The 23,702-nt window shown below is 68.4% G+C and carries 23 protein-coding genes; 9 read left to right on the forward strand and 14 right to left on the reverse strand.

Annotated features, from left to right (window positions below; translation table 11 throughout):
- On the forward strand, positions 1–871 hold an 871-nt coding region (locus tag FEF15_RS19410; protein ID WP_240454137.1), incomplete at its 5' end, for an aldehyde dehydrogenase family protein.
- Positions 872–1,000: 129 nt separating this feature from the next.
- Here FEF15_RS19410 and FEF15_RS10470 read toward each other — a convergent pair.
- A complete protein-coding gene (locus FEF15_RS10470; RefSeq protein WP_163559111.1) occupies positions 1,001–1,759 on the reverse strand; it encodes an FCD domain-containing protein in 759 nt (252 codons plus the stop codon).
- 172 nt (positions 1,760–1,931) lie between these two features.
- Between FEF15_RS10470 and FEF15_RS10475 the strand changes: the two genes are divergently transcribed.
- The 4 genes from FEF15_RS10475 to FEF15_RS10490 are packed head-to-tail and all read left to right on the forward strand — an operon-like array spanning position 1,932 to position 6,286.
- Positions 1,932–2,681: an SDR family oxidoreductase gene (locus FEF15_RS10475; protein ID WP_163559112.1), complete on the forward strand. Its 750-nt coding sequence runs from the start codon at positions 1,932–1,934 to the stop codon at positions 2,679–2,681.
- A gap of 47 nt (positions 2,682–2,728) precedes the next feature.
- Positions 2,729–3,580, forward strand: a complete 852-nt coding sequence (locus tag FEF15_RS10480; RefSeq protein WP_163559113.1) for a fumarylacetoacetate hydrolase family protein — start codon at positions 2,729–2,731, stop codon at positions 3,578–3,580.
- Positions 3,581–3,594: 14 nt separating this feature from the next.
- Complete coding sequence (locus FEF15_RS10485; protein ID WP_163559114.1) at positions 3,595–4,632, forward strand: zinc-binding alcohol dehydrogenase family protein; 1,038 nt, start codon at positions 3,595–3,597, stop codon at positions 4,630–4,632.
- Between the two features lie 13 nt (positions 4,633–4,645).
- Positions 4,646–6,286, forward strand: a complete 1,641-nt coding sequence (locus tag FEF15_RS10490) for an altronate dehydratase family protein (protein WP_163559115.1) — start codon at positions 4,646–4,648, stop codon at positions 6,284–6,286.
- A 116-nt stretch (positions 6,287–6,402) separates the two neighbouring features.
- Here FEF15_RS10490 and nanR read toward each other — a convergent pair whose 3' ends face one another.
- From nanR to FEF15_RS10530, 8 genes are all read right to left on the reverse strand, one after another.
- Complete coding sequence (nanR, locus tag FEF15_RS10495) at positions 6,403–7,125, reverse strand: transcriptional regulator NanR (RefSeq protein ID WP_163559116.1); 723 nt, start codon at positions 7,123–7,125, stop codon at positions 6,403–6,405.
- 88 nt (positions 7,126–7,213) lie between these two features.
- Positions 7,214–8,290, reverse strand: a complete 1,077-nt coding sequence (locus tag FEF15_RS10500; protein WP_163559117.1) for an Ldh family oxidoreductase — start codon at positions 8,288–8,290, stop codon at positions 7,214–7,216.
- Positions 8,291–8,315: 25 nt separating this feature from the next.
- Positions 8,316–9,695: a TRAP transporter large permease gene (locus tag FEF15_RS10505; RefSeq protein WP_163559118.1), complete on the reverse strand. Its 1,380-nt coding sequence runs from the start codon at positions 9,693–9,695 to the stop codon at positions 8,316–8,318.
- 33 nt (positions 9,696–9,728) lie between these two features.
- Positions 9,729–10,283 (reverse strand): TRAP transporter small permease, encoded by a 555-nt coding sequence (locus tag FEF15_RS10510; RefSeq protein ID WP_163559119.1) that lies wholly within the window; start codon positions 10,281–10,283, stop codon positions 9,729–9,731.
- A gap of 67 nt (positions 10,284–10,350) precedes the next feature.
- The gene (locus FEF15_RS10515; RefSeq protein WP_163559120.1) at positions 10,351–11,352 is read right to left on the reverse strand and encodes a sialic acid TRAP transporter substrate-binding protein SiaP; all 1,002 of its coding nucleotides are present in this window, start codon (positions 11,350–11,352) and stop codon (positions 10,351–10,353) included.
- Between the two features lie 176 nt (positions 11,353–11,528).
- Complete coding sequence (locus tag FEF15_RS10520; protein WP_163559121.1) at positions 11,529–12,728, reverse strand: four-carbon acid sugar kinase family protein; 1,200 nt, start codon at positions 12,726–12,728, stop codon at positions 11,529–11,531.
- A complete protein-coding gene (pdxA, locus tag FEF15_RS10525; protein ID WP_163559122.1) occupies positions 12,725–13,723 on the reverse strand; it encodes a 4-hydroxythreonine-4-phosphate dehydrogenase PdxA in 999 nt (332 codons plus the stop codon). The genes FEF15_RS10520 and pdxA overlap by 4 nt, the downstream gene beginning before the upstream one ends.
- Positions 13,720–14,484 (reverse strand): SDR family NAD(P)-dependent oxidoreductase, encoded by a 765-nt coding sequence (locus FEF15_RS10530; protein ID WP_163559123.1) that lies wholly within the window; start codon positions 14,482–14,484, stop codon positions 13,720–13,722. Before FEF15_RS10530 ends, pdxA begins: the two co-directional genes overlap by 4 nt.
- A 160-nt stretch (positions 14,485–14,644) precedes the next feature.
- Here FEF15_RS10530 and FEF15_RS10535 point away from each other — a divergent pair, with 160 nt between their 5' ends.
- Genes FEF15_RS10535 through FEF15_RS10545 form a run of 3 tightly spaced genes read left to right on the forward strand, consistent with a single transcriptional unit; the run spans position 14,645 to position 18,572 of the window.
- Positions 14,645–15,808, forward strand: a complete 1,164-nt coding sequence (locus FEF15_RS10535; RefSeq protein WP_163559124.1) for a fumarylacetoacetate hydrolase family protein — start codon at positions 14,645–14,647, stop codon at positions 15,806–15,808.
- Between the two features lie 27 nt (positions 15,809–15,835).
- Positions 15,836–17,137, forward strand: a complete 1,302-nt coding sequence (locus FEF15_RS10540) for an L-fuconate dehydratase (protein WP_163559125.1) — start codon at positions 15,836–15,838, stop codon at positions 17,135–17,137.
- 1 nt (position 17,138) lies between these two features.
- Positions 17,139–18,572 (forward strand): FAD-binding oxidoreductase, encoded by a 1,434-nt coding sequence (locus FEF15_RS10545; RefSeq protein WP_163559126.1) that lies wholly within the window; start codon positions 17,139–17,141, stop codon positions 18,570–18,572.
- Between the two features lie 41 nt (positions 18,573–18,613).
- On the opposite strand, the gene hpaI is transcribed toward FEF15_RS10545, so the two are convergent.
- The 5 genes from hpaI to FEF15_RS10570 form a co-directional block, all read right to left on the reverse strand.
- On the reverse strand, positions 18,614–19,384 hold the full coding sequence (gene hpaI / locus FEF15_RS10550; protein WP_163559127.1) for a 4-hydroxy-2-oxoheptanedioate aldolase: 771 nt from the start codon (positions 19,382–19,384) through the stop codon (positions 18,614–18,616).
- Positions 19,385–19,420: 36 nt separating this feature from the next.
- Positions 19,421–20,344: a 2-dehydro-3-deoxygalactonokinase gene (locus FEF15_RS10555; RefSeq protein WP_163559128.1), complete on the reverse strand. Its 924-nt coding sequence runs from the start codon at positions 20,342–20,344 to the stop codon at positions 19,421–19,423.
- On the reverse strand, positions 20,341–20,994 hold the full coding sequence (locus FEF15_RS10560; protein ID WP_163559129.1) for a 2-dehydro-3-deoxy-6-phosphogalactonate aldolase: 654 nt from the start codon (positions 20,992–20,994) through the stop codon (positions 20,341–20,343). Before FEF15_RS10560 ends, FEF15_RS10555 begins: the two co-directional genes overlap by 4 nt.
- 20 nt (positions 20,995–21,014) lie before the next feature.
- Positions 21,015–22,163, reverse strand: a complete 1,149-nt coding sequence (dgoD, locus tag FEF15_RS10565) for a galactonate dehydratase (RefSeq protein WP_163559130.1) — start codon at positions 22,161–22,163, stop codon at positions 21,015–21,017.
- Positions 22,164–22,227: 64 nt separating this feature from the next.
- On the reverse strand, positions 22,228–23,115 hold the full coding sequence (locus FEF15_RS10570; protein WP_163559131.1) for an NAD(P)-dependent oxidoreductase: 888 nt from the start codon (positions 23,113–23,115) through the stop codon (positions 22,228–22,230).
- 72 nt (positions 23,116–23,187) lie between these two features.
- Between FEF15_RS10570 and FEF15_RS10575 the strand changes: the two genes are divergently transcribed.
- Entirely contained in the window at positions 23,188–23,601 is a 414-nt protein-coding gene (locus tag FEF15_RS10575; protein WP_163559132.1) for a gamma-glutamylcyclotransferase family protein, read from the forward strand.
- Positions 23,602–23,702 lie beyond the last annotated feature (101 nt).

Raw genomic sequence — 23,702 nt, forward strand, 5'->3', positions numbered from 1 at the left:
AGTGGGCTTCACCGGCTCGCGCGGCGGCGGCACGGCACTGATGAAGACAGCCCAGGCGCGCCCCCAGCCGATTCCGGTCTATGCCGAGATGAGCTCCATCAACCCGGTCTTCCTGCTGCCCGAGGCGCTCGCCGCTCGCGGCCCGGCCATCGCCGACGGCTTCGTCGGCTCGCTCACCATGGGCGCCGGCCAGTTCTGCACCAACCCGGGGCTGTTGATCGGCCTGAGCGGGCCCTCGCTCGACGCCTTCGTCAAGGCAGCCGGTGACGCGGTCAAGGGCAGCGCCGCCCAGACCATGCTCACCCCGGGCATCCACGCCGCCTACCAGGACGGTGTCGGTGCCCTGGCTGCCAACCCCAGGGTGCGCGAGATCGCCCGTGGCCAAGAAGGCGCCGGCCCGCACGAGTGCCAGGCGGCGCTGTTCGCCGCCAATGGCGCCGACTTCCTGGCCGACGAGGCGCTGCAGGCCGAGGTGTTCGGCGCCAGTGGCTTGGTGGTGGAGTGCGCCGACGCCGAGGAGATGCAGCGCGTGGCCGAGGCCCTGGAGGGCCAGCTCACCACCACCCTGCAGATGGATGACGGCGACCTGGCGGCCGCCAAGCAGCTGCTGCCGCTACTCGAGCGCAAGGCCGGGCGACTGCTGGCCAACGGCTGGCCCACCGGCGTCGAGGTGTGCCACGCCATGGTCCACGGTGGGCCCTACCCAGCCACGGCCGACTCGCGCACCACCTCGGTGGGCAGTGCGGCCATCCAGCGCTTCCTGCGCCCGGTGTGCTACCAGAACCTGCCGGCAGGGCTGCTGTCGGAGGCACTCAAGGATGGCAATCCGCTGGGCGTAACCCGGCTGGTCGACGGCCAGCGCGAGGCCTGAGCCCGCAACGCTCGGCCCCCGCGAAGGCGCTAGCAAACAACGACGGCAGTGCCCAGGCACTGCCGTCGTTCGTTCCCGGCTCGATTCACGTCACGCTGCCGGCAAGGCTCGCCTCCGCGGCTCCTGAGCTCACAACAGGTCCAGTTCCTTCCCCAGCACGCTGTCTCCCGCCTCGATCCCCAGCGCTTCGGCGGTCCCTTCCAGCACCGCCTGGGCCGCCAGGAAGGCCCGACGCGGATCGCGCGCCCGAATGGCCTCCATCACCTGGCGATGCCGCTCGAGGCTCTCGGCGGGATTCGCCGTGCTGATATTGGACTCGGAGACCAGCAGGTGAATCGAGGGCCGCAGGATATGCGAGAGCTGGGCCCAGACGATGTTGTGCGTGGCCTTGAAGATCGCCACGTGGAAGGCCACATCGTATTCGCTCTCCAGGCGCTGCTCAGCCGGCAACCCGGTGCCGTTCATGTGCATGCCCATGCCCTCGAAGGCCTCCTCGATCGCCACTAGGTCCCGCGCCTTGGCACGCCGCGCCGCCGTCATGGCGACATAGGGCTCGACATCGAGGCGAAAGGCCAGGATCTCCTGCTGGATACGGGGGTTGGGCGCGGCATAGCGGGTGATCCAGTCGGTCACGCTGGGGTCGAGGATGTTCCACGCTTCGTAGTCGCGCACCTTGGAGCCGTGCCCCGAAATGCGCGCAATGATGCCGACATCCACGAGCCGGCGCAGATCACTGCGTACCGCGGACCGGTTGGTGGCGAACTGCTCGCAAAGATCGATCTCCTTGGGAACGAAGTCCCCCGGCTGGTAACGGCCGGCAAAGATCGCCTCGGCGAGATACTCGGCCACACTGGGTCGACGGGCAGGCTTGGTTGATTTGGCTGGCACGGGCAGGCACCGGTTGAGAATTCCGCCATATGGTGATGTATGTAGAACATAATCGCAATACGACCATTGCCTAGTCCGGGCTCCTGCGCCATACTCGTGCTTACCATCAGGCTAGTATCCTGTCATACCACCGGCATCGAACCGCTCGACAACAACAAACCGGACTGCTGCCATGCGACTTCAAGACAAGACGGCTCTGATCACCGCCGCCGGCCAGGGTATTGGTCGGGCCACGGCCCTGCGCTTCGCCGCGGAGGGGGCCCGCGTGATCGCCACCGATATCGAGACCGACAAGCTTCACGACCTTGCCGAGATCAGCGGCATTGAGACGCGCCGCCTCGATGTGCTGGACGCTGCGGCCGTGGCACGCCTGGCCGACGACCTGCCGCCGCTGGACGTGCTGTTCAACTGTGCCGGCTACGTGGCCAGCGGCTCCCTGCTGGAGTGTGACGAGGCCGACCTCGAGCGCTCCCTGGCCCTCAACGTCACCGCCACGGTCCGCCTGATTCGCACCCTGCTCCCCGGCATGATCGAGCACGGCGGCGGCAGCATCATCAACATGGCCTCGGTGGCCTCGAGCCTCAAGGGCGTGCCCAACCGCTTCGCCTACGGCACCACCAAAGCAGCCGTGATCGGCCTGACCAAGTCGGTGGCCGCCGACTACATTGGCCAGGGCATCCGCTGCAACGCCATCTGCCCCGGCACCGTGGACTCGCCGTCGCTGCGCCAGCGCATCGCCGACCAGGCGCGTCAGCAGGGCCGCGACGCCGCCGAGGTGCACGCCGAATTCATCGGCCGACAGCCGCTGGGCCGGCTCGGCACACCGGAGGAGATCGCGGCGCTTGCCACCTACCTGGCCGCCGACGAGTCCGCCTATACCACCGGCACCGCCCAGGTGATCGACGGCGGTTGGCTCATCTGAGCACTCGCCATGACTTCGCACTTGACGAACAACGCAAGGACAATGCCATGAAGCTGTTGCGTTTCGGCCCCGCGGGGCACGAGAAACCCGGTCTGCTGGACAGCGACGGGGTGATCCGGGACCTCTCGGCCCACCTCGACGACCTGTCCGGCCACCACCTGAGCCGTGACGCCCTGCGCGAGCTCGACCATCTCGACCCGACCAGCCTGCCCGCCGTGCCCGACGACACCCGCCTCGGCCCCTGCGTGGGGCGAGTCGGCAAGTTCATCTGCATCGGGCTCAACTACTCCGACCACGCCGCCGAGACCGGTGCCGAGGTACCGCCCGAGCCGGTGGTCTTCAACAAGTGGACCAGCGCCATCTGCGGACCCCATGACAACGTCGTCATTCCACGCGGCTCGCAGAAGACCGACTGGGAAGTGGAGCTCGGGGTGGTGATCGGCAAGGGCGGCCGCTATATCGACGAGGCCGACGCCCTGGCGCACATTGCCGGCTACTGCGTGGTCAACGACATCTCCGAGCGCGAGTACCAGCTCGAGCGCAGCGGCAGCTGGGACAAGGGCAAGGGCTGCGACACCTTCGGCCCACTGGGCCCCTGGCTGGTCACGCCGGACGAGATCGCCGACCCCCACGACCTGGCCATGTGGCTCGAGGTCGACGGTCACCGCTACCAGGACGGCAGCACCCGCACCATGGTCTATCAGGTGCCCTTCCTGATCAGCTATCTGAGCCGCTTCATGAGCCTGCAGCCGGGCGACGTCATCTCCACCGGCACCCCGCCCGGCGTGGGCATGGGCCAGAAGCCCCCCACCTACCTCAAGCCCGGCCAGCACATGCGCCTGGGCATCGACGGCCTCGGCGAGCAGCACCAGACGGTGGTCGCCGATCCCGCTAGCTGATCCGGAGAGTCTTGATGCGAACCGTCGTCTGCAACGAACCGGGCAGCCTGACCCTGGAGGAGCGCCACGCGCCCGACTGTGCCCCGAACGAGGCCTTACTGCGCGTGCGTCGGGTCGGCGTGTGCGGCACCGACATCCACGCCTTCTCGGGCAACCAGCCCTACTTCAGCTATCCGCGGGTGCTGGGGCACGAGCTGGCCGGCGAGATCGTCGCCGTGGGCGAGTCGGTCGACCCGCAGCTGGTCGGCCACAATGCCTACGTCATTCCCTACGTGCACTGCGGCCGCTGCCGGGCCTGCCGCCAGGGCCGCACCAACTGCTGCCGACAGATGCAGGTGATTGGCGTACACCGCGACGGCGGCATGTGCGACACCCTGGCGGTCCCCGCCGAGCACCTGGTGACCTCCGACACCCTGCCGATGGATCAGCTGGCCCTGGTCGAATGCCAGGCCATCGGCGCCCACGCCGTGCGGCGCAGCGCGCTGGTCGAAGGTGAGCTCGCCGTTGTGGCCGGTGCCGGCCCCATCGGCATGGGCGTGGCCCAACTGGCCCGCGAGCGCGGGGCCCGGGTGGTGATGCTCGACACCAACCCCCAGCGTCTGGCCTTCTGCCGGGAACATCTCGGCATCGAGCACACGCTGAACCCCGCGGAGGAGGACGTCGCCATGGCCCTCGCCGATCTCAACGACGGCGAGCTGGCCGATGCCCTCTTCGATGCCACCGGCAATCCCCAAGCGATGCAGCAGGGCTTCGACCTGGTCGGCCACGCCGGTCGCTATGTGCTGGTGAGCATCGTCAAGGCAGACATCACCTTCCACGACCCCGACTTCCACGGCAAGGAGATGAGTCTGCTCGCCAGCCGCAACGCCACCCGCGAAGACTTCAATGAGGTCTGCCGGCTGATGGAGGCGGGCCGACTCCCGGCCAGTGCCATGATCACCCATCGCGGCGAACTCGCCGAGCTGCCCAGCCGCATGCCCACCTGGTGCGCCCCGGGCAGCGGCGTGATCAAGGCGATGATCGACCTCGACTCTCCCGAAGAACCCGCGTGACCGGAGCCCGACCATGCCCCAGACCATCGCCAGTGACAGTGGCCAGCTGACCAGCCTGCGCGTTCACGCCGCCGACAACGTACGCGTTGCCCTCAAGGATTTGCCCGCGGGCAGCGAGATCGACGATGGCGGCCGTCGCCTGCGCCTGGCCGAAGCGATTCGCCACAAGCACAAGTTCGCCCTTGACGACCTGGCGACCGGGGACACCGTGATCATGTACGGCGTCACCGTGGGCCGGGCCATCCAGCCCATCACCGCCGGGGCGGCCATCACCACCGAGAACACCGAGCACAGTACCGCCACCTCCGCGCCGCAGGCGCGGCGCGGCGAGTGGCAGGCGCCGGACGTCACGACCTTCCAGGGCGTCACCTTCGACGGCTACCACCGACCCGATGGCCAGGTGGGCACGGCCAACATCTGGCTGGTGGTACCGCTGGTATTCTGCGAGAACCGCAACATCGAGGTACTGCGCCAGTGCGTGGCCGATGCCCTGGGCGAGGACCCCTATCGCGACTACAAGCGCATGGCGCGCGAGTTGCTGCACGGCCAAGCGGGCGGGGAGCCGGCGGCGACAAGCGGCGAGCGGCTGTTCCCCAACGTCGACGGGGTGCGCTTTCTCACCCATACGCTGGGCTGCGGCGGCACCGACGACGACGCACAGGCGCTGTGCCGGCTGCTCGCCGGCTACATCACCCATCCCAACGTGGCCGGCGCCACGGTGCTGAGCCTGGGCTGCCAGAAGGCCCAGATCGACATGCTCAAAGCCGCGGTGGCCGAGCGCGACCCGCAGGGATTGCGCCCGGTGCACTACCTGGAGCAGCAGGGAAGCACCAGCGAGACGGCGCTGATCCGCGAGGCGTTGACCACCATCTTCGAGGGCCTGGCCGAGGCCAACCGCGTCGCGCGCACCCCGGCTCCGCTGTCGGCGCTGACCCTGGGCGTGGAGTGCGGCGGCTCCGACGGTTTCTCGGGGCTCTCCGCCAACCCCTTGGTGGGCGCCGTGGTCGACCGCCTGGTGGCCCTGGGCGGCAGCGGCATCCTCAGCGAATTCCCGGAACTGTGCGGCGTGGAGCACGAGCTGATCGCCCGCTGTCGCGACGACGCCGTGGCGGAGCGGTTCCGCCACCTGATGGACGCCTACCAGCGCCATGCCGCGCGCGTCGGGGCGGACTTCTCCATGAACCCCTCCCCCGGCAACATCCGCGACGGCCTGATCACCGACGCCATGAAGTCCGCGGGCGCAGCCAAGAAAGGCGGCGACAGCCCGGTGGTCGACGTGCTCGACTACACCGATCCGGCCGTGCGCAAGGGCCTCAACCTGCTGTGCACGCCGGGCAACGACGTGGAGTCCACCACGGCGCTCGCCGGTTCCGGTGCCAACCTGATCCTCTTCACCACCGGGCTTGGCACGCCCACCGGCAACCCCGTCACCCCGGTGCTGAAGATCGCCAGCAACAGCGACCTGGCCAACCGCATGAGCGACGTGATCGACTTCGACGCCGGCCCCATCATCCGCGGCGAGGCGAGCATCGACGAACTGGCCGAGACCCTGCTGCAGCGTTGCATCGACACGGCCTCGGGGCGCTACCGTCCCCGCGCGGTGACTCTGGCACAATACGACTTCATCCCCTGGAAGCGGGGCGTGTCGCTGTAGCGGCGCGCGTGACTGACTGTCGAGAGCTGACTGTCGAGAGAGTTCCGGGCGAGAGAGTGCCGGGCGAGTGCCGGGAATCAGGAGCGGCGGCGGTTTTGCCCCCCGGCAAGGGCAGCTCAGGAGGCGGAAGAGAGACGCTTCTTGAGCTGCATGTAGGTGCCGTAGTGGCGATCGAGGTGGCGGCGCATCGCCGCTTCGGCGGCGTCCGGGTCATGTGAGGCAATGGCGTCGACGATCTCGATGTGGGAGGCCAGCGCCGCCTGATCCTCGCCCTTCTGCTGCAGCACCTGGGCACGGCGGTCGTCGAGCCACTCCGAGAGCGCCACGTGAATGGCGTCGAAGATGGGGTTGCGGGCAATGCTCGCGAGCACACCATGGAAGTCATTGTCGGAGCGCTTGAAACGCGCCTCGTCGCCGATGGCGTCGCGATTGTCGTCGACGGCCGCGCGCAGGCGAGCGATGTCCTCGTCGGCGGCATGACGCGCGGCGTAGCGGGCCAGGGATATCTCGAACAGCGCCCGGGCCTCCTGGAAGTACTGCTGCCCATCCGGTTTCGATAGCAGCTGGCGGGTAACGCCGGAAAGGCGCGCCATCACCGCCTCGGCGGTGGGACGGATCACCCGCGCCCGGGTACCACTGTTGATGGCGATCAGGCCCAGCTGCTGCAGGTAGAAGAGCGCCTCACGCACCGCCGGGCGGCCGACACCGAACTGCTCCATCAGCTCCCGCTCCGAGGGCAGCTGGTCATTCTCGCTCAACCGGCCCTCGAGGATCTCCGCCTCGAGCTGTTCGGCCACCTGTTCGGAAAGCGTCTTGCGCTCCACCCGATATCTACTCATTCACCCACTCTCCACACTATCCGGCGGGCCAGCCTCGCCGCCCTCTGGTTGCGCCGACATGGTACCGTATATCCGCAGCCCTTGCGGGTCATCGCAATGGGGCAAGCGGCCGCAGTCCGAAACGCTCGGCCAGGGCGGCGTAGGCGACCTGATTGGCGCTATCCAGCGGAATGCCCTCGACATCCCGACACGCCAGGCAACGCCACTCGCGGTCACCGGGGGCCAGCACCTCACTGCCCTCCTGCGCAGGCTGGGCACGCAGATCGGCCAGATAGTCGCGCAGGCCGGCCGCGAAGGCATCACTCTCGACGAAAGCCTCCGGCTGCATGGCCAGGAAGAAATGGCCCACTCCCCGCGGCGTCGCGAAGTCCGGCCCCCCCATGGGCAACAGGCGAAAGCCGTTGAGCATGCCGGAGAGCGTCGAGCTGAGCACCTCCACCATGCCGCCGAGCCCCGCCCCCTTGAAGCCGAAGTCGCTGCCGCCCAGCGGCAGCAGCGCCGCGACCTCCCTTGGCGTACGTGTCACCCGCCCCGCGCCGTCCGCCGCCACCTGGTCCGGCAGCTCACGGCCGATGGCACCGTACTGCTGCACGCGGTTCCAGGGAATCGAGCTGGTCGCCATGTCCAGCAGGTAGGGCCGCTCGCCTGCCACCGGCGCGGCAAAGGCGATGGGATTGGTGCCGTGGAAGGGCACCGTGCCCTCGTGGAGCAGCACGAAGGCGTCGGAGTTGCACACGGCGAGGCCGATCAGGCCACGCTCCGCGGCGGCCAGGGCATAGCAACCCGCCGCCCCGAAGTGCGACGACTTGCCCACCGCCACGGCGCCCACCCCGACCGCCTCGGCCATCTCACTGGCCTCGGCCATGGCGCGATAGCCGGCCAGGTGACCGAGGGCATCGTCGGCATCGAGGTACCCAGTGGCCGGCAGGCGCTGGGAGAAGCGCAGTGCGGGGTGGCCGTTGATCCGCCCCCCTTCCAGGGCCCGCACATAGTGCGGCAGCAAGCGCAGCCCATGGCTGTCGGTGCCCATGCGCGAGGCTGTGACCAGCGCGCGGGTGGTCGCCTCCGCCGAAGCCATATCGGCGCCGGCGGCCTGCAGGGCCTGGTCGATGAAGCGCTCGAGATCCTCGACGGCGACGTGGAATGCCGGCTGGTGCTCGTTCATGGGTGGCAATGTCTCCCGTTCGGTTTCAGCGGTAGATGAGCGTGGGCAGCCACATGGAGATCGCCGGGACGAAGGTCACCAGCAACAGCGCGATCACCAGCGGCACCAGGAAAGGCAGCGTGCCGCGCATGCACTTCTCGAAGGAGATGTGCGAGACGCGCGACAGCACGTAGAGCACCATGCCCACCGGCGGAGTGAGCAGGCCGATCATCAGGTTGAGCACCATGATCACCCCGAAGTGCACGGGGTCGACCCCGACCGCCACGGCCAGCGGCAGCAGCACCGGCACCAGAATGGTGATGGCCGCGATGGTCTCCATGAAGCAGCCGACCACGATCAGCACCAGGTTGGCGAACAGCAGCACCGCGAACTGGTTGTCCGAGAAGGGCCCCATCAGCGCCACCACGTGCTGGGTGACCTGGTTGCTGGTGAGGATCCAGGCGAAGATCGAGGCCCCGGCGACGATGAACAGGATGATGGCCGTCGTCTCGATGGTCTCCATGCTCACCCGCATCAGGCGCCGCCAGGTCAGGGTGCGATACACCACGGTGCCCAGGAAGAGCGCGTAGATGACCGCGGCGATGGCGGCCTCGGTGGGCGTGAAGGCCCCGGTGATGATACCGCCGACGATGATCACCGGGGTCAGCAGGGAGAGAAACGCCCGCTTGGCGGCGTAGCCCAGGAAACGGACCGAGAAGGTGGCATCCCGCGGGTAGCCTCGCCGCCGCGCCAGCAGGGTGATCATCACCATCAGCACCGCGCCCATCAGCAGGCCGGGAATCAGGCCGGCGGCGAAGAGCTGCCCCACCGAGGTAGAGGCCATGACCCCGTAGATCACCATGGGCAGGCTGGGGGGAATGATCGGCCCGATGGTGGAGGACGCCGCGGTGATGCCCACGGCAAACTCCTGGTCGTAGCCGGCATCGCGCATCGCCTTGATCTCGATGGTGCCCAGGCCACCGGCATCGGCCACGGCGGCGCCGGACATGCCCGAAAAGACGATGCTGGCGCCGACGTTGACGTGGCCGAGGCCACCGCGCATCCAGCCCATCAGAGCCTTGGCGAAGTCGAAGATGCGGTTGGTGATCCCGCCATTGTTCATCAGGTTGCCGGCCAGGATGAAGAACGGGATCGCCAGCAGCGGGAAGCTGTCGATGCCGTTGATCATGCGATGGGCAACAACCACGTCGGGCACCCGGCCGGTCAGATAGACGTACATCAGGCAGGAGCCGGCTAGGGCGATGGCGATGGGGATCCCCACCAGCAGCATCGTGAACAGGCTGACGAAAAGAAAGGCAAGATAATGGCCCTGCACGGCCAAGAAAAGGCACAGCGCAACGGCGAGGGCAGCGACGATCGGAGGGACCAGGGGACCTCGCCGCTTGGTGAGCTGGGTGGCAGTCATGCACAGTCTCCGGGGCGTGTTATGGCGTCGTTGTCATTGTTCGTCGTCCTCGGTGAACAGCAACTCGCTGCTGCGCTCCCGGCAATGGCGGACGGCTACCTGAATCGACCGCAGCAGCATCAGCACGAAGCCGGCGAAGACGACGTAGTAGAGAAAGCTCTTGGGAATGTCGACCGACGTCATCATGGCGGTGGTGCGATCGGCGAGCTTGTAACTGATCCAGCAGCCGGCGACCAGGAACACAATCCGTGCCAGGTCGACGAGCAGGGCCATGACCAGCCCCACCCGACCGGGCATGTAGCGGTAGAAGAATTCCACGGCGATGTGAGAGTTCTTGCGAACGGCCATGGCGCTGCCCACAAACCCCACCATGATCAGGAAGTAGCGGGCCATCTCCTCGGTCCAGGCGATGGAGTCGCCCAGCACATAGCGGCTGAAGAACTGCAGAAACACGATGACCAGCAGCACCCAGAACAGAGCCAGGGTGACGTAGTCCTCGGGAGCATGCTCCTTGAAGTCGAAGTAATCCTCTTCTTCGACATGGACCTCTCCCATTTGCGGGTCGGGCGGCAAGCGATTATCCGACATCACGGCCTCCTTATCGTCGCCCCCCGCCGCTTGGCAGGGGGCGACATGGCTTCAGGTCACACGCCGGTTACTGGCCGATCGCTTGCAGGCGATCATAGGTTTCCTGGTCCCAGGTGGCGGCCTCACCGTTGTGGTGCGGCACCACCGCTTCACGGAAGGGCCCGGTATCCACCTCGTTGACCGTGGTGCCCTGCTCCTCGAACCAGGCAGCCAGCTCCTCCTCCTGCTGCAGGATGTCCTGAGTGATGCGCTCGCCGGCCTCGGCATACACCTCGCGGAAGATCTGGCGATCCTCTTCGGACAGGCGATTCCACAGCGGTCCGCCGGCGATGGTGATCAGCGAGTCGGTGATGTGCCCGGTCAGGTTGATGTAGTCCTGCACCTCGTGGAAGGCCTTGGCGCGGATAGTGGGCAGCGGGTTCTCCTGGGCATCGACGACACCCTGCTGCAGCGCCAGGTAGACCTCGGCAAAGGCGATGGGTGTGGGGTTAGCACCCACGGCCTCGGGGAACATCATGTACATCGGCGCGTTGGGCGTGCGGATCTTGAGATCTTCCATGTCTTCGGGGGTGTCGATCGGCTCGTTCGACGTCACATGCCGGCGCCCGTAGTAGTTCATGGCCAGCGGCACGTTGCCGGTCTCGTCCTCGTAGCCCTGGGAGATCTCCTCGAAGAGCTCGCTGTCGGCATACGCTTGCCAGTGGTCGAAATCACGGAACATGTAGGGCGCCCCGGCGATGCCGATGGGTCCGTAGAAGCGCCCGGCGAACTGGTTGCCGGTGAAGATCAGATCCACCGTACCGAGTCCCAGGCCTTCGTTGATGTCGGCCTCCTTGCCCAGCGACGAGGCTGGGTGCACCTCGATAGTATAGCGCCCGTCGGTGCGCTCCTCGATCTCGTCAGCCGCCCACAGGGCCCACTCGTGATAGGGCTCGGAGGTTTCATAGACGTGGGCAAAACTGAGCTGCTCTTGCGCCTGGGCGACGCCGGCAATGCTCACGCCGGTGGCCAGCATGGCGGCGGTCAGGCAGCGCACGAGCGTTTGTTGACGTTGGCTGGTGTGACTCATTGTGCTTGTCTCCTCACAGCAGGTTGCACATTGTTGTGGTTGTCGGATGCGCGGTGGCGGCGCCGTCTGGCGGAGTTCTCGCTCCCACCTGAATGTCTAGCTGTATACGTATCATACCACCTAGCCCAAAACTAGCCGCTCCATCGGCAACACGCAAGCCCGGCGGTGCCGTGTCATCAACGCACGGTCGCGGTTGACGCCACCGGGGTCGCCGTGCCATGCAAACGGCGGCGCAGCCGCGCCAGCAGGTCAGGGTCACCAAAGCCGCCCGCCTTGGTCATGACGCGCCGACGCCGGTCGCCATCGAGCCAGCCAACCGCCACGCCCGGGGCCCACTCCCCCTGGACCGCAATGCTGGTCACCCCCAGGCGACGGAGCGTCGCCATGGCGATATCTCCACCGGTCAGGAAGAGTAAGTAAACACCGGAAGGCCAGGCCGTCACCGCAACGGCGACTCGCTCGGCCATGGCCGCCGCCACCCGCTCCGGGTCGTGGAATGCCGAGCTGTCGCCGCCGGGTATCACCACCTCGGCCGAAGACCGTCCGGACGCAGACGAGACCGCCAGGGCCTCGACCGTTGTCGGCGCGGGCACCTCGGCGCACAGCCGCGCCAGCTGCTCCCGGGCCCGGGGACTGCGCGAGCCCACCGCGAAGAGATGCGCCGTGACCCCCTCCAGCAGCCGAGTCGGCCCGCACAGGCGCCCCACATGACGCTGGGCCACGGCAGTGGCGAGCCCCGCCGCCCCGGCCAGCAGTCGCGCCGGCCCGCCGCTGAGCACGCGGTCGTAGAGATGGGCAAGGTCGGTATCGCTGGCGGCATCGGCGACACAGTCACCCGCCGGCAGCGCTTGCCCCGGGCCGGACCGATGGCGCGTCAGCGTTACCCCATGGTCACCGAACAGGCGATCCAGCGGCCCCAGCGGCGGGGCTGAGCGGGCGTCCTGGCCATAGGCAGTGCTGGCCAGCGGCGCACCGTCGACCCACACCTCGGCCCCTTGCACGATGCGCCCCTGGGCCGGTACGGCCGGGGCGAGCAGCAGCGGCCGCTCGACGACGCGACGCAGCGCCAGGCACTCCGCCACCACCGCCCCGCGCAGGGTGGAGTCGACCTTCTTGAACCACACCGTGGGCGCCAAGGGTACGAGCAGGCGCGCGGCCCGCTCGACGCGCTCGGCGGCGGCGGCCGGCGGCAAATGACGCGACTCGGTGTTGACGGCGACCACCGCCGGCGGCTCCTCCCAACTCGCCAGGGCCTCGGCCAGTTTCGACAGGTCGATCACCACGCGCGTACTCGCTCCGCGGGCGGCAAAGGGTGCCGCGGCATCCAGCGCCCCGGTGAGGTCGTCGGCAATGATCGCCACTCGACAGCGGCTCACGGCTCCACCCCCTCCGCCAGACGACGAGCGTAGGCGATCGCCGAGCCCATGTTGGTGGCATCGGCCCGCCCCTGCCAGGCGATATCGAAGGCCGTGCCGTGGTCCACCGAGGTGCGCTGTACCGGCAGGCCGAGGCTCACATTCACGGTGGTGTCGAAGGCGATCAGCTTCACCGGGATATGGCCCTGGTCATGATACTGCGCCACCACCAGGTCGAACTCGCCCTGGGCGGCGCGGTAGAAGACCGTGTCCGCCGAGATCGGCCCGCGGACATCGAAACCCCGCTCGGCCAGCGCCGCCACTGCCGGGGCGATACGGCGGTCATCCTCGTCACCGAAGATACCGCCCTCGCCGCAATGGGGGTTGAGGCCAGCCACGGCGATGCGCGGCCGGGCCTTGCCGAGTTTCTCCAGATGAGCGTGGCCGGCTTCCACGGTGGCGGTGATGCGCTCGGGCGTGACCCGCTCGATCGCCTCGCGCAGCGACACATGGGTCGAGACGTGCAGGGTCGAGAGCCGCTCGGAGGCGAGCAGCATGAAGGACGACGGCGCCCCGGTGAGCGAGGCCAGCATGCCGGTGTGGCCATCGTAGTAGTGGCCCGCGGCGTGCAGCGCCGCCTTGTTGAGCGGCGCGGTGACGATCACCCGGGCACGCCCCGCCTGCACCAGCTCCACGGCCGTGCGGACGCAGCGAAAGGCCATGTCGCCGCCAGCGGCGCTGACCTGCCCATCGGGGAGCTCGGCGTCGGCCGGCAGGGACACCGGCGCCACTGCCACGGCTTCTTCGGCGCCCTCGGCTTCATCCAGCGTCACCAGATTCAGCTCGGCCTCGATCATTCTGGCCGCTCGCCGGTAGATGGCCGGGTCACCGACCAGCAGGGTGGAGGCCCGCTCGGCGGGCGACATGGCCGCCACGGCACGGCAGATGATCTCCGGGCCGATGCCCGCCGGATCGCCCATGGTGATGGCGATGTCATAAGTTGTATTCGCGTTCATGGCATCAGCTGCCCGCCGTTGACCTCGATGACCTGACCATTGACGTAGCCGCTCAGTGACTCGGTGCCCAGGAAGAGATAGGCGCCCACGCACTCCTCCGCGCTCCCCAGTCGCCCCATGGGGATGGTGGCGCGTGCCGCTTCCATCTGGGCGTCGTTGGAGTGACGCTCATGGAAATCGGTGGCGATCACACCGGGCGCCACGGCGTTGACGCGAATGCCCTCTCCGGCCAGCTCCTTGGCCATGTTGCGCGTCAGATTGCTGACGAAGGCCTTGGCCGAGGCGTAGAGCCCCGCGCCCGCTCCCCCGCCATTGCGCGCCGCGATGGAACTGGTATGGATGACGTTGCCGCCGCCCGCCTGCCGGAAGTGGGGCAACGCCGCACGACTGGCCATCACCACCGAGCGCACATTGAGGTCCATGACCCGGTCGTACTGTTCATCGTCGATATCGGCCAGCGAGACCCGTCCCAGCATGTCCCCGGCATTGTTGACCAGCACGTCCAGGCCGCCCAGCTGTTCGGCCGCCTCGTCGACGACGCGCGACACCTCGGCCGAGCGACTGACATCGCCCTGGACCAGCCACGCCTTGCCACCGGCCTCCTGGATCGCCTGGACAACAGCCTGCGCAGCGTCTGCACTATGATGGTAGTGCACCGCCACGTGCGCGCCCAGGGCACCGAACTGGCGCGCTACGGCCGCTCCGATGCCGCGACTCGCCCCGGTCACCAGCACCCGTTTGCCTTTCCACTCGTCGAACATGCCGTTCTCCTGTCGCTGTCTGTCGCTATCGCGTTCCGGTTATCGGTTGGCTATAGTGTCGATGGCATACCTGTCATACAACACTACACCAATAGCACGATAGACGATGACTGGCCAGGCGCCAGTCCGTCACCCAAAAACACACGCTGATGGAGGCCACATGACACCCCTTTCGCCGACGGACCTGTTGCCCACCGACCTGGACGACGCTCTCCTGTTGGGCCGCGTCTGGCGCGACACCCCTCGCCCCGGCCCGGCCCTGGTGGCGGTGCGGGGCGGTGAGGTCTTCGACATCTCCGCCAGCGAGCCGACCATGGCCGATCTGCTGGAGCGAGACGACCTCGCCGAGCTCGTCGCCGGCGCCAATGGCGAGCGCCTCGGCCGCGTGGAAACGCTGCTGGACAACTCCCTGGCCTCGCCGCAGCGGGCTCCCTATCTGCTCGCCCCCTGCGACCTCCAGGCGGTCAAGGCGTGCGGCGTCACCTTCGCAGTGAGTCTGCTCGAGCGGGTGATCGAGGAACAGGCCGGCGGCGACCCGACTCGCGCCGGCGAACTGCGCGCCGAGCTGCAGCAGCTCATCGGCAGCGACCTGTCACGCATGCGGCCCGGTTCCGACGAGGCCCAGGCCCTCAAGGAAGCCCTGCAGGGGCGCGGCGCCTGGTCCCAATACATGGAAGTGGGCCTCGGCCCGGACGCCGAGGTGTTCACCAAGGCGCAGCCGCTCGCCACGGTGGGCTTGGGTGCCAGCGTGGGTCTGCACCCGGCCTCAAAATGGAACAATCCCGAGCCGGAGATCGTGCTCGCCGTGGATTCCCGTGGCGGCGTCAAGGGGGCGAGCCTCGGCAACGACGTCAACCTGCGCGACGTCGAAGGGCGCAGCGCCCTGCTGCTGGGCAAGGCCAAGGACAACAACGCCTCCAGCGCCATCGGTCCCTTCATCCGCGTCTTCGACGAGCGCTTCACCCTCGACAGCGTGCGCCAGTGCCAGGTGTCGCTGCGCATCGAGGGCGCCGACGACGACTTCCTGCTCGAGGATGCCAGCGACATGCGCGAGATCAGCCGCGATCCCCTGGACCTGGTCAACCAGACCATCGGCGCCCACCACCAGTATCCCGACGGTTTCATGCTCTATCTGGGCACCATGTTTTCGCCGATCAAGGATCGTGACGGCGCGGGCCAGGGATTCACGCACCACCTCGGCGACCGGGTGACCATCGCCACCCCGGCGCTGGGCGCCCTGGTCAATCCCGTGGGACGCAGCGACCAGCTGCCGCCCTGGACCTACGGCATCCGCGAGCTGATGCGTCACCTGGCCAGCCGCTGATTTCCCCACCCGCCGAGGAGCTCCCCCATGACGACCATCACCCGCGTCGAGGTACAGGACATCCGTTTCCCCACCTCGCGCTCGCTCGACGGCTCGGACGCCATGAACGCCGCGCCGGACTACTCTGCCACCTACGTGATCCTGCACACCGATGATCAGGGCCCTGAGGGTCACGGCCTCACCTTCACCATCGGCCGCGGCAACGAGATCGTGGTCACCGCGGTGCAGTCGCTGACCCCACTGATCGAGGGGCGCACCCTCGACGCCATCACCGCCGACATGGGCGCCTTCTGGCGCGAGATCACCGGTGACAGCCAGCTGCGCTGGATCGGCCCCGACAAGGGCGCCATTCACCTCGCCACCGCGGCCATCGTCAATGCGGTGTGGGACCTGTGGGCCAAGCGCGAGGGCAAGCCGGTGTGGAAGCTGCTCGTCGACATGACGCCCGAGCAGCTGGTGCGCTGCCTGGACTTCCGCTTCGTCACCGACGCCCTGACGCCCGAGGAGGCCATCGCCCTGCTCAAGCGCCAGGAATCGGGCAAGGCCGAGCGCGAGGCCGAGATGCGCCGCGACGGCTTTCCCGCCTACACCACCTCGGCGGGCTGGCTGGGCTACTCGGACGACAAGGTGCGCCGCCTGGCCCGCGAGGGGCTCGCCGAGGGCTGGACCCACTTCAAGCAGAAGATCGGCGGCGACCTGGCCGAAGATCGCCGCCGTGCCGCACTGCTGCGCGAGGAGATCGGCTGGGACAACGTCCTGATGATGGACGCCAACCAGGTGTGGGAAGTCGACGAGAGCGTCGCCAAGATGCGCCAGCTCGCCGAGTTCGCCCCGCTGTGGATCGAGGAGCCCACCAGCCCCGACGACATCCTCGGCCATGCCGAGATCCGGCATCGCATCGCGCCCATCGGTGTGGCCACCGGCGAACACTGTCACAACAAGGTGATGTTCAAGCAGCTGCTGCAGGCCGACGCCATCGATTACTGTCAGCTCGACGCGGCGCGCCTGGGCGGCCTCAACGAGGTGATCCTGGTAGCGCTGATGGCGGCCAAGTTCGGTGTGCCGGTATGTCCCCACGCCGGCGGCGTGGGGCTGTGCGAGTACGTGCAGCACATCTCGCTGTTCGACTACATCGCCGTCTCCGGCAGTCTGGAAGGCCGCGTCCTGGAGTACGTCGACCACCTCCACGAGCACTTCATCGACCCGGTGGTGGTCAAGAACGGCCGCTACCAGGTGCCCACCGCCCCGGGTTACAGCATTACGCTGCACGCCGAGTCGCTGGCCCGCCACCGTTTCCCCGACGGCGCCGCCTGGCAGGAGGAGGCCTGAGATGTCCCGTGACACCCCTCACACCGCCCTGCTCGACCCCCTGGCCGAACGGCTGGGGGAGCGCGGCCTGCTTCGTGAACCCGAGGCCATGACCCGCTACGTGGCCGACTGGGCCGGCGACCGCCTGGGCGAGCCGCTGGCCGTGGCACGCCCCGCCACCACCGACGAGGTGGCCGAGACGGTTCGCCTGTGCCACGAACACGGCGTGGCCATATCACCCCAGGGCGGGCACAGCGGCCTGGTGGGCGGCGCCCTGCCGGCCAACGACGGCAGCGAGCTGGTGATCAGCCTGGAGCGGATGAACCGCATCCGCGAGATCGACCCCGTCAACTTCACCCTGACCGTGGACGCGGGCTGCATTCTCGAGAGCGTCAAGGAGGCCGCCGCCGAGCACGACTGCGACTTCCCGCTATCGCTGGGCGCCCAGGGCAGCTGCCAGATCGGTGGCAACATCGCCACCAACGCTGGCGGGCTCAACGTGCTGCGCTACGGCATGATGCGTGAGCTGGTGCTGGGCCTCGAAGCGGTGCTGCCCGACGGGCGCATCTGGGATGGCCTCACCCGCCTGCACAAGGACAACCGCGGCTATGCGCTGGAGCAGCTCTTCCTGGGCAGCGAAGGGACGCTGGGCATCGTCACCGGTGCGGTGCTCAAGCTCACGCCGCGCCCGGACCAGAGCCGCACCGCCCTGCTCGGGCTGCCCTCGGTGGCAGCGGTAGTCGAGCTCTACGGCCTGGCACGTCGCGGCTGCAGCGACCTGCTCACCGCCTTCGAACTGATCCCCCGGCGCTGCATCGAGCTCGCCATGGAGGCCACGCCCGCGCTCAGCGACCCCATGGACGACGCCCACCCCTGGTACGTGCTGATGGAGGTGGCCGCCACCGGCCCGGTCGATCTCGATGCCATGATCGAAGGGCTTTTCGAACGGGGCATGGAACGCGGCCTGGTGCTCGACGGCGCGCTCGGCTCGAGCGAGGCCCAGGCGCAGCAGCTGTGGCAGTTCCGCGAGAGCATGCTGGAGGGCCAGCGGCGCCGCGGCGAGCACCTGCGTACCGACATAGCGGTGCCCATCTCGGCGATCCCCGACTTCGTCGCCCGCGCCAGCGACGCGGTGATGGCGCAGTCCCCCGATTGCGAGATCATCGCCTACGGCCACGTCGGCGACGGCAACCTGCACTTCAACATCCTGCCGCCGCGGGACCTGGCCGAGGGCGACAAGCGCGATCATCTACACGAGCTGGAAACCACCCTGTTCGCGGTGCTCGACGACTTCGCAGGAAGCATCAGCGCCGAGCACGGCATCGGGCGCACCAAGCAAGCCGCCTACCTGGCGCGCCTCTCGCCGGTGGAGCGCGAGCTCGTCGAGGGCATCAAGGCGCTATTCGACCCGCAGGACCTGATGAACCCGGGGCGCATCCTGCCCGCCCGGCACTGATCTCCGCTCCCGCCGGCCCATCGACACGATGGGCCGGCGGCTCATCCCTGGCGGAACCGCTCGGCAAGCCCGTGAAGGGCGTTCATCAGCAGCAGGGTGTCGACCCCCACGCCGACGAAGGTGCAGCCCGCCTCGAGGTAGCCTCGCGCCTCACTCTCGTCGACCGTGACGATTCCCGTTGCCTTGCCGGCCGAACGGATGCGCCTGATGGCATCGCCGATGGCGCCGCGCACCTCGGGATGGCCGGCATCGCCCAGATGCCCCAGCGCCGCGGAGAGATCGGCCGGACCGATGAAGACGCCGTCTACCCCCTCGACGGCGGCGATCGCCTCGAGGTTGTCGAGCCCGGCACGCGTCTCGACCTGCACCAGCAGGCACATGGCGTCATCGGCCCGGTCCAGGTAGTCGTCCACCCGGCCCCAGCGCGCCGCCCGCGCCAGCACATGGCCGACCCCGCGCCGCCCGTGGGGCGGGTAGCGCATGGCGTCGACAAGAGCCTGCGCCTGCTCGGCGCTCTCCACCATGGGCACCAGCAGGGTCTGCACACCGATGTCCAGGTACTGCTTGATCAGCACCGCCTCGCCCACCGGCGGGCGCACGATGGGCTGAGACGCATAGGGCGCCACGGCTTGCAACTGGGCAAGCAGGCTCTTCAGGTCATTGGGCGAATGTTCGGCATCGAGAAGCAGCCAGTCGAAGCCCGCGGTGGCGGCCATCTCGGCGGTGTAGGGGTTGGCGAGCCCCAGCCACAGCCCGGTCTGGGGCTCGCCGGCCTGCAGGCGGCGCTTGAAGGGGTTGTCGGGCAGGGTCATGGCACCTCTCTTTTCTTTCTTTGCGTTCGCAGGGAGTCAGGCAGAGGCAGCGCGGCGCCGGGCATGCAGGCGGGCAATGCCGGCGAGGCTGGCCACATCGCTGTCGAGGGTGGTCACGACGAGATCGCGGCGGCCGCCCAGTGCCTGCCGATAGCGGGCTGCCAACGCCGGGGAGCCGATCAGGGTGACACCGTTGGCGGGGGCGAGAAGATGGTCCATGGCCGCGATCTCGCTGCCGATCAGCACGCCAGAGAGAAAGCTCCCCACTTGGCCCGCCGCCAGGCCATCGTGAAGATAGCGGCTGCGCGCCTCGAACAGCGCATGCAACACGCCCGCCGGATGGCGGGCGGCAGCCAGGCCGCGCTCGAACCCCTCCGCATCGAAGGCGTCCTCAGGGGGCACCGGCTCGCCAAGCAGGGTATGAAAGCGCACCGCATGGTAGAGCTCCCCGGTGACCAGGGTGGTGAAGTCGACGAGACGGCCGCCCTCGGCACGGATCCACTTGCTGTGGGTGCCCGGCAGGCAGAACAGACCGCTGTCGCGCCCCGTGAGCGCCAGCCCCCCGAAGGCCTGCACCTCCTCGCCGCGCATCACGTCGACATGTTCGGCCGTCACCACCTTGCCGCCCGGCACCAGCCAGGCGTTGGCAAGGCCCGGTGCAGCGGTCAGGTGGGCCGCCAGGGTCTCGGGCGACAGCGGCAGCTCAAGCTGCGCCGCTTCCGCCCAGCCGCTGCGGGCACCGACCATCCCGGCGAGATAGATCGGCAGCGCCCCTTCCCCACCGGCATCGTGCAACCAGTCACTCAGTTGCTCACGGCAGTAGTGGGGGAACGCGGCCGCCTCGAGTGCCCGGAGCCCTGCGGCGGAGCGCCGCTCGGCCAGCACCCGGGCCTCGGCATCCGCCAGGAAAGCGCGAAAGTTGCTCGTGCCCCAGTCGACGGCGATGAAGGCCGGGGTCATATCAGCTCCATCGACTGCAACCGCCGCCACTCGGCGACCAGGGCCAGAGCGCGCGCCTCGATCTCGGGCAGCGAGCGCCCCGGCGCATAGAGGCTGCTGCCCAGGCCGACGCCGGCAATGCCGGCGGCATGCCAGGCCGCCAGGTCGTCGATGTCGATGCCACCCACCGCCAGCACCGGCAGTTCCGGCGGCAGCACGGCGCGCATGTCGCGAAAGTAGTCGACGCCCAAGCGACCGGCCGGGAAGAGCTTGAGGGCGGTGGCGCCGGCACGCGCGGCGGCGAGCGCCTCGGTGGGTGTCATGCAACCGATCAGCGCCACCAGCCCGGCGCCGCGCGCCTCGCGGATCACCGCCGGGTCGCTGTTGGGCGTCACCAGCAGCGGCGTTTCGAGGCCGGCCAGGCGACGCACCTCCTCGGAGGTCAGCACGGTGCCCGCGCCGACCAGCACCTCGGGCGGACAGTGCGCCTTGAGGCGGGCGATGCTCTCCCAGGGCTCGGGGGAATTGAGCGGCACCTCGATCAGGCGAATGCCGCACTCCATCAGGGTCTCGGCCACCCCGATCACCTCATCGGGCTGCACACCGCGCAGAATGGCCACCAGCGGACAGGCCTCCATGGCCTGCTCGAATGCCTGCATGTTCACACTCATCGCGCCTCCTCCCGGTTGACTCACCATTCGGCGACGGAGCCGTCGGTGTGCTGCCACAGCGGGTTGCGCCAGCGATGCCCCACCGCGGCGCGCTCCTCGACGAAGGCCTCGTTGATCTCCACGCCCAGGCCCGGCCCTTCGGGAATGCGGCAGAAGCCTTCCTCGATGGCCAGAGCGCTCTTGTCCACCAGATAGTCGAGCACGTCGTTGTCCCGATTGTAGTGGATGCCCATGCTCTGCTCCTGGATGAAGGCGTTGTGACAGACGGCATCCAGCTGCAGCGAGGCGGCCAGGGCCAAGGGGCCGAGTGGACAGTGCGGCGCCAGGGCCACGTCATGGCAGGAGGCCAGGCCAGCAATGCGCAGTGCCTCGCTGATGCCGCCGCAGTGGGAGAGGTCGGGCTGGACGATGTCGACCATGCCGTCGGCAAGCAGGTCGCGGAATTCGAAGCGGGTGAACAGCCGCTCGCCGGTGGCGATGGGATAGCCCAGACCGCCGGCAATGTGCTTGAGCGCCGGCAGGTGCTCGGGCAGCACGGGCTCCTCCACGAACATCGGATGGAACGGCTCCAGCTCGCGCAGCAGCGCCTTGGCCATGGGCCGGTGCACCCGGCCGTGAAAGTCGACGGCGATGCCCACTTCCGGCCCCACGGCCTGGCGCGCCTCGGCCAGGCGGGCCACGGCTTCGTCGATGCGCGCATGGGAGTCGACGATGGCCATCTCCGCCGTCCCGTTCATCTTGAAGGCGGTAAAGCCCTGCTCGATCAGCTCGTGGGCACCCAGCCCCACGTCCGCCGGCCGATCACCGCCGGTCCAGGCGTACATGCGCATGCGCTCGCGACAGGCGCCGCCCAGCAGCTGATGCACCGGCACACCCAGGTCGCGCCCCTTCAGATCCCACAGTGCCTGATCGATACCGGCAATGGCGCTCATCAGGATCGGCCCGCCACGGTAGAACCCGCCGCGATAGAGGCGGTTCCAGTGGTGCTCGATGCGGTGCGGGTCTTCGCCAATTAGCAGGTCGGCAAGCTCGTGAACCGCGGCCTCCACGGTAGCCGCGCGCCCCTCGATCACCGGCTCGCCCCAGCCGTAGGCGCCCTCGTCGGTCTCGATCTTGAGGAACAGCCAGCGCGGGGGAACCTGCCAGGTCCTGAGTCGCGTGATCTTCATGGGTACCTCCTGCCGGTCAATCGATCGCTGTTAAAGTGTATGACAACATGACAGGTATCACACTTCAGTCGCTCTCGTCTCGCCCCTTTGCCAGTTCGTCGATCAGCTCGGGCACCGTGAGGCCTGACGACTCGAAGGCCGCATAGCGTGCCTGCACCGCTCCGGCCACCTCGCCCGGCGCCCCCAGCTCTTCCGCCGTCGCGTGGTAGTAGCCGAGGTCCTTGCTGGCGTTGGCCACGCTGAAGCGAAAGGCGGAAGGGTCACCGTGCTCGATGAAGGGCCGCAGGCGCTCGAGGATCACCCCGGCACCGGCCCCCTGGCCGAGCACCTCGAGCAGGGCGGCATCCGCGATGCCGGCACGTCGAGACGCGGCCGTGGCCTCGGCAAGCACCGCCGAGAACCCCAGCGAGACGAAATTGTGCACCAGCTTCAGGGTGTGCCCGGCCCCGGTGTCACCGGCTCGGGTGATGGTCTCGGCAAAGCACGCCAGCAGCGGCTGCCACTCCTCGAACAGCGTCGGCGATGCGCCCACGATCAGGTTGAGGCGCCCCTCGGCGGCCTCCTTGGGGGTGCGGGTCATGGCTGCATCCATGAAGCGCCCGCCCGCCGCCACCACCCGTTCGGCGACCCGCGCCGTGGAACTCGGCAACGCCGTGGAGCAGTCGATGACCACAGTGCCCGGTGCCAGCCCTTCGAGCACGCCGTCTGGCGCGAAGAGCACGGCTTCAACCTGGGGCGAGCCCGTCACGCACAAGAGCACCACCTCAGCGGACTCGGCCACCGCTCGTGCCGTGGTGTGTCTCTCAGCCCCCGCCGCGAGCAGATCCTCCACCGGCTGGTTGCCGGGGTGATCGAGAAAGTGCAGCCGATGGCCGGTTTTCAGGAGATTGCTGGCAATACCGTGGCCCATCAGGCCCACGCCGATCATGCCGACTTGCCGTGACTCGCTCATGTTTCGCTCCCGCAGTGGAAATGTACGCACAAAGCCCGCACCATCCTCGAATGGCAGACACCCGGAGGCAAGATGTCGCTGAACACCCCCGCCCTGGCCATTGCCCGCACGCGGCTGGTCGCCGTCTACGGCACCCTGAAACACGGCCTGCGCAATCACCACTGGCTGGCCGGGGCGGAGCCCCTCGGCAAAGATCACCTGACCGCCATCACCCTCTATGACCTGGGCCCCTGCCCCGGCGCCAAGCGCGAACCCTCTTCAGGCATCGATGTGGAGGTGTATCGCGTCAACCTGCGCCAGATGGCCGCTCTTGACCGTCTGGAGGGCTACCACCCGCCGGCCCCGGCCCAGGGCGACTATGACCGGATCGTGCTCACCACGCGCTACGGCCCTGCCTGGGTCTACCTCTACAACCATACCGTGGCCGACTGCCCGGTGATTCGCCAGGGCGGTTGGCCCGCGCACCGCCAACAAGCGGTTGAGTGAGCCGTGATGGCCGCCCCACGGATGGCGACCCCGGCAGCTGCCTGCCAGGTCGAGGAAGTCAGGAGATGGAGGCAGTCAGGGGGAAGGAAGAATGCAGGAAG

It is taken from the genome of Halomonas sp. NO4 (genome assembly GCF_010994375.1).
Taxonomy (GTDB): Bacteria; Pseudomonadota; Gammaproteobacteria; order Pseudomonadales; family Halomonadaceae; genus Halomonas.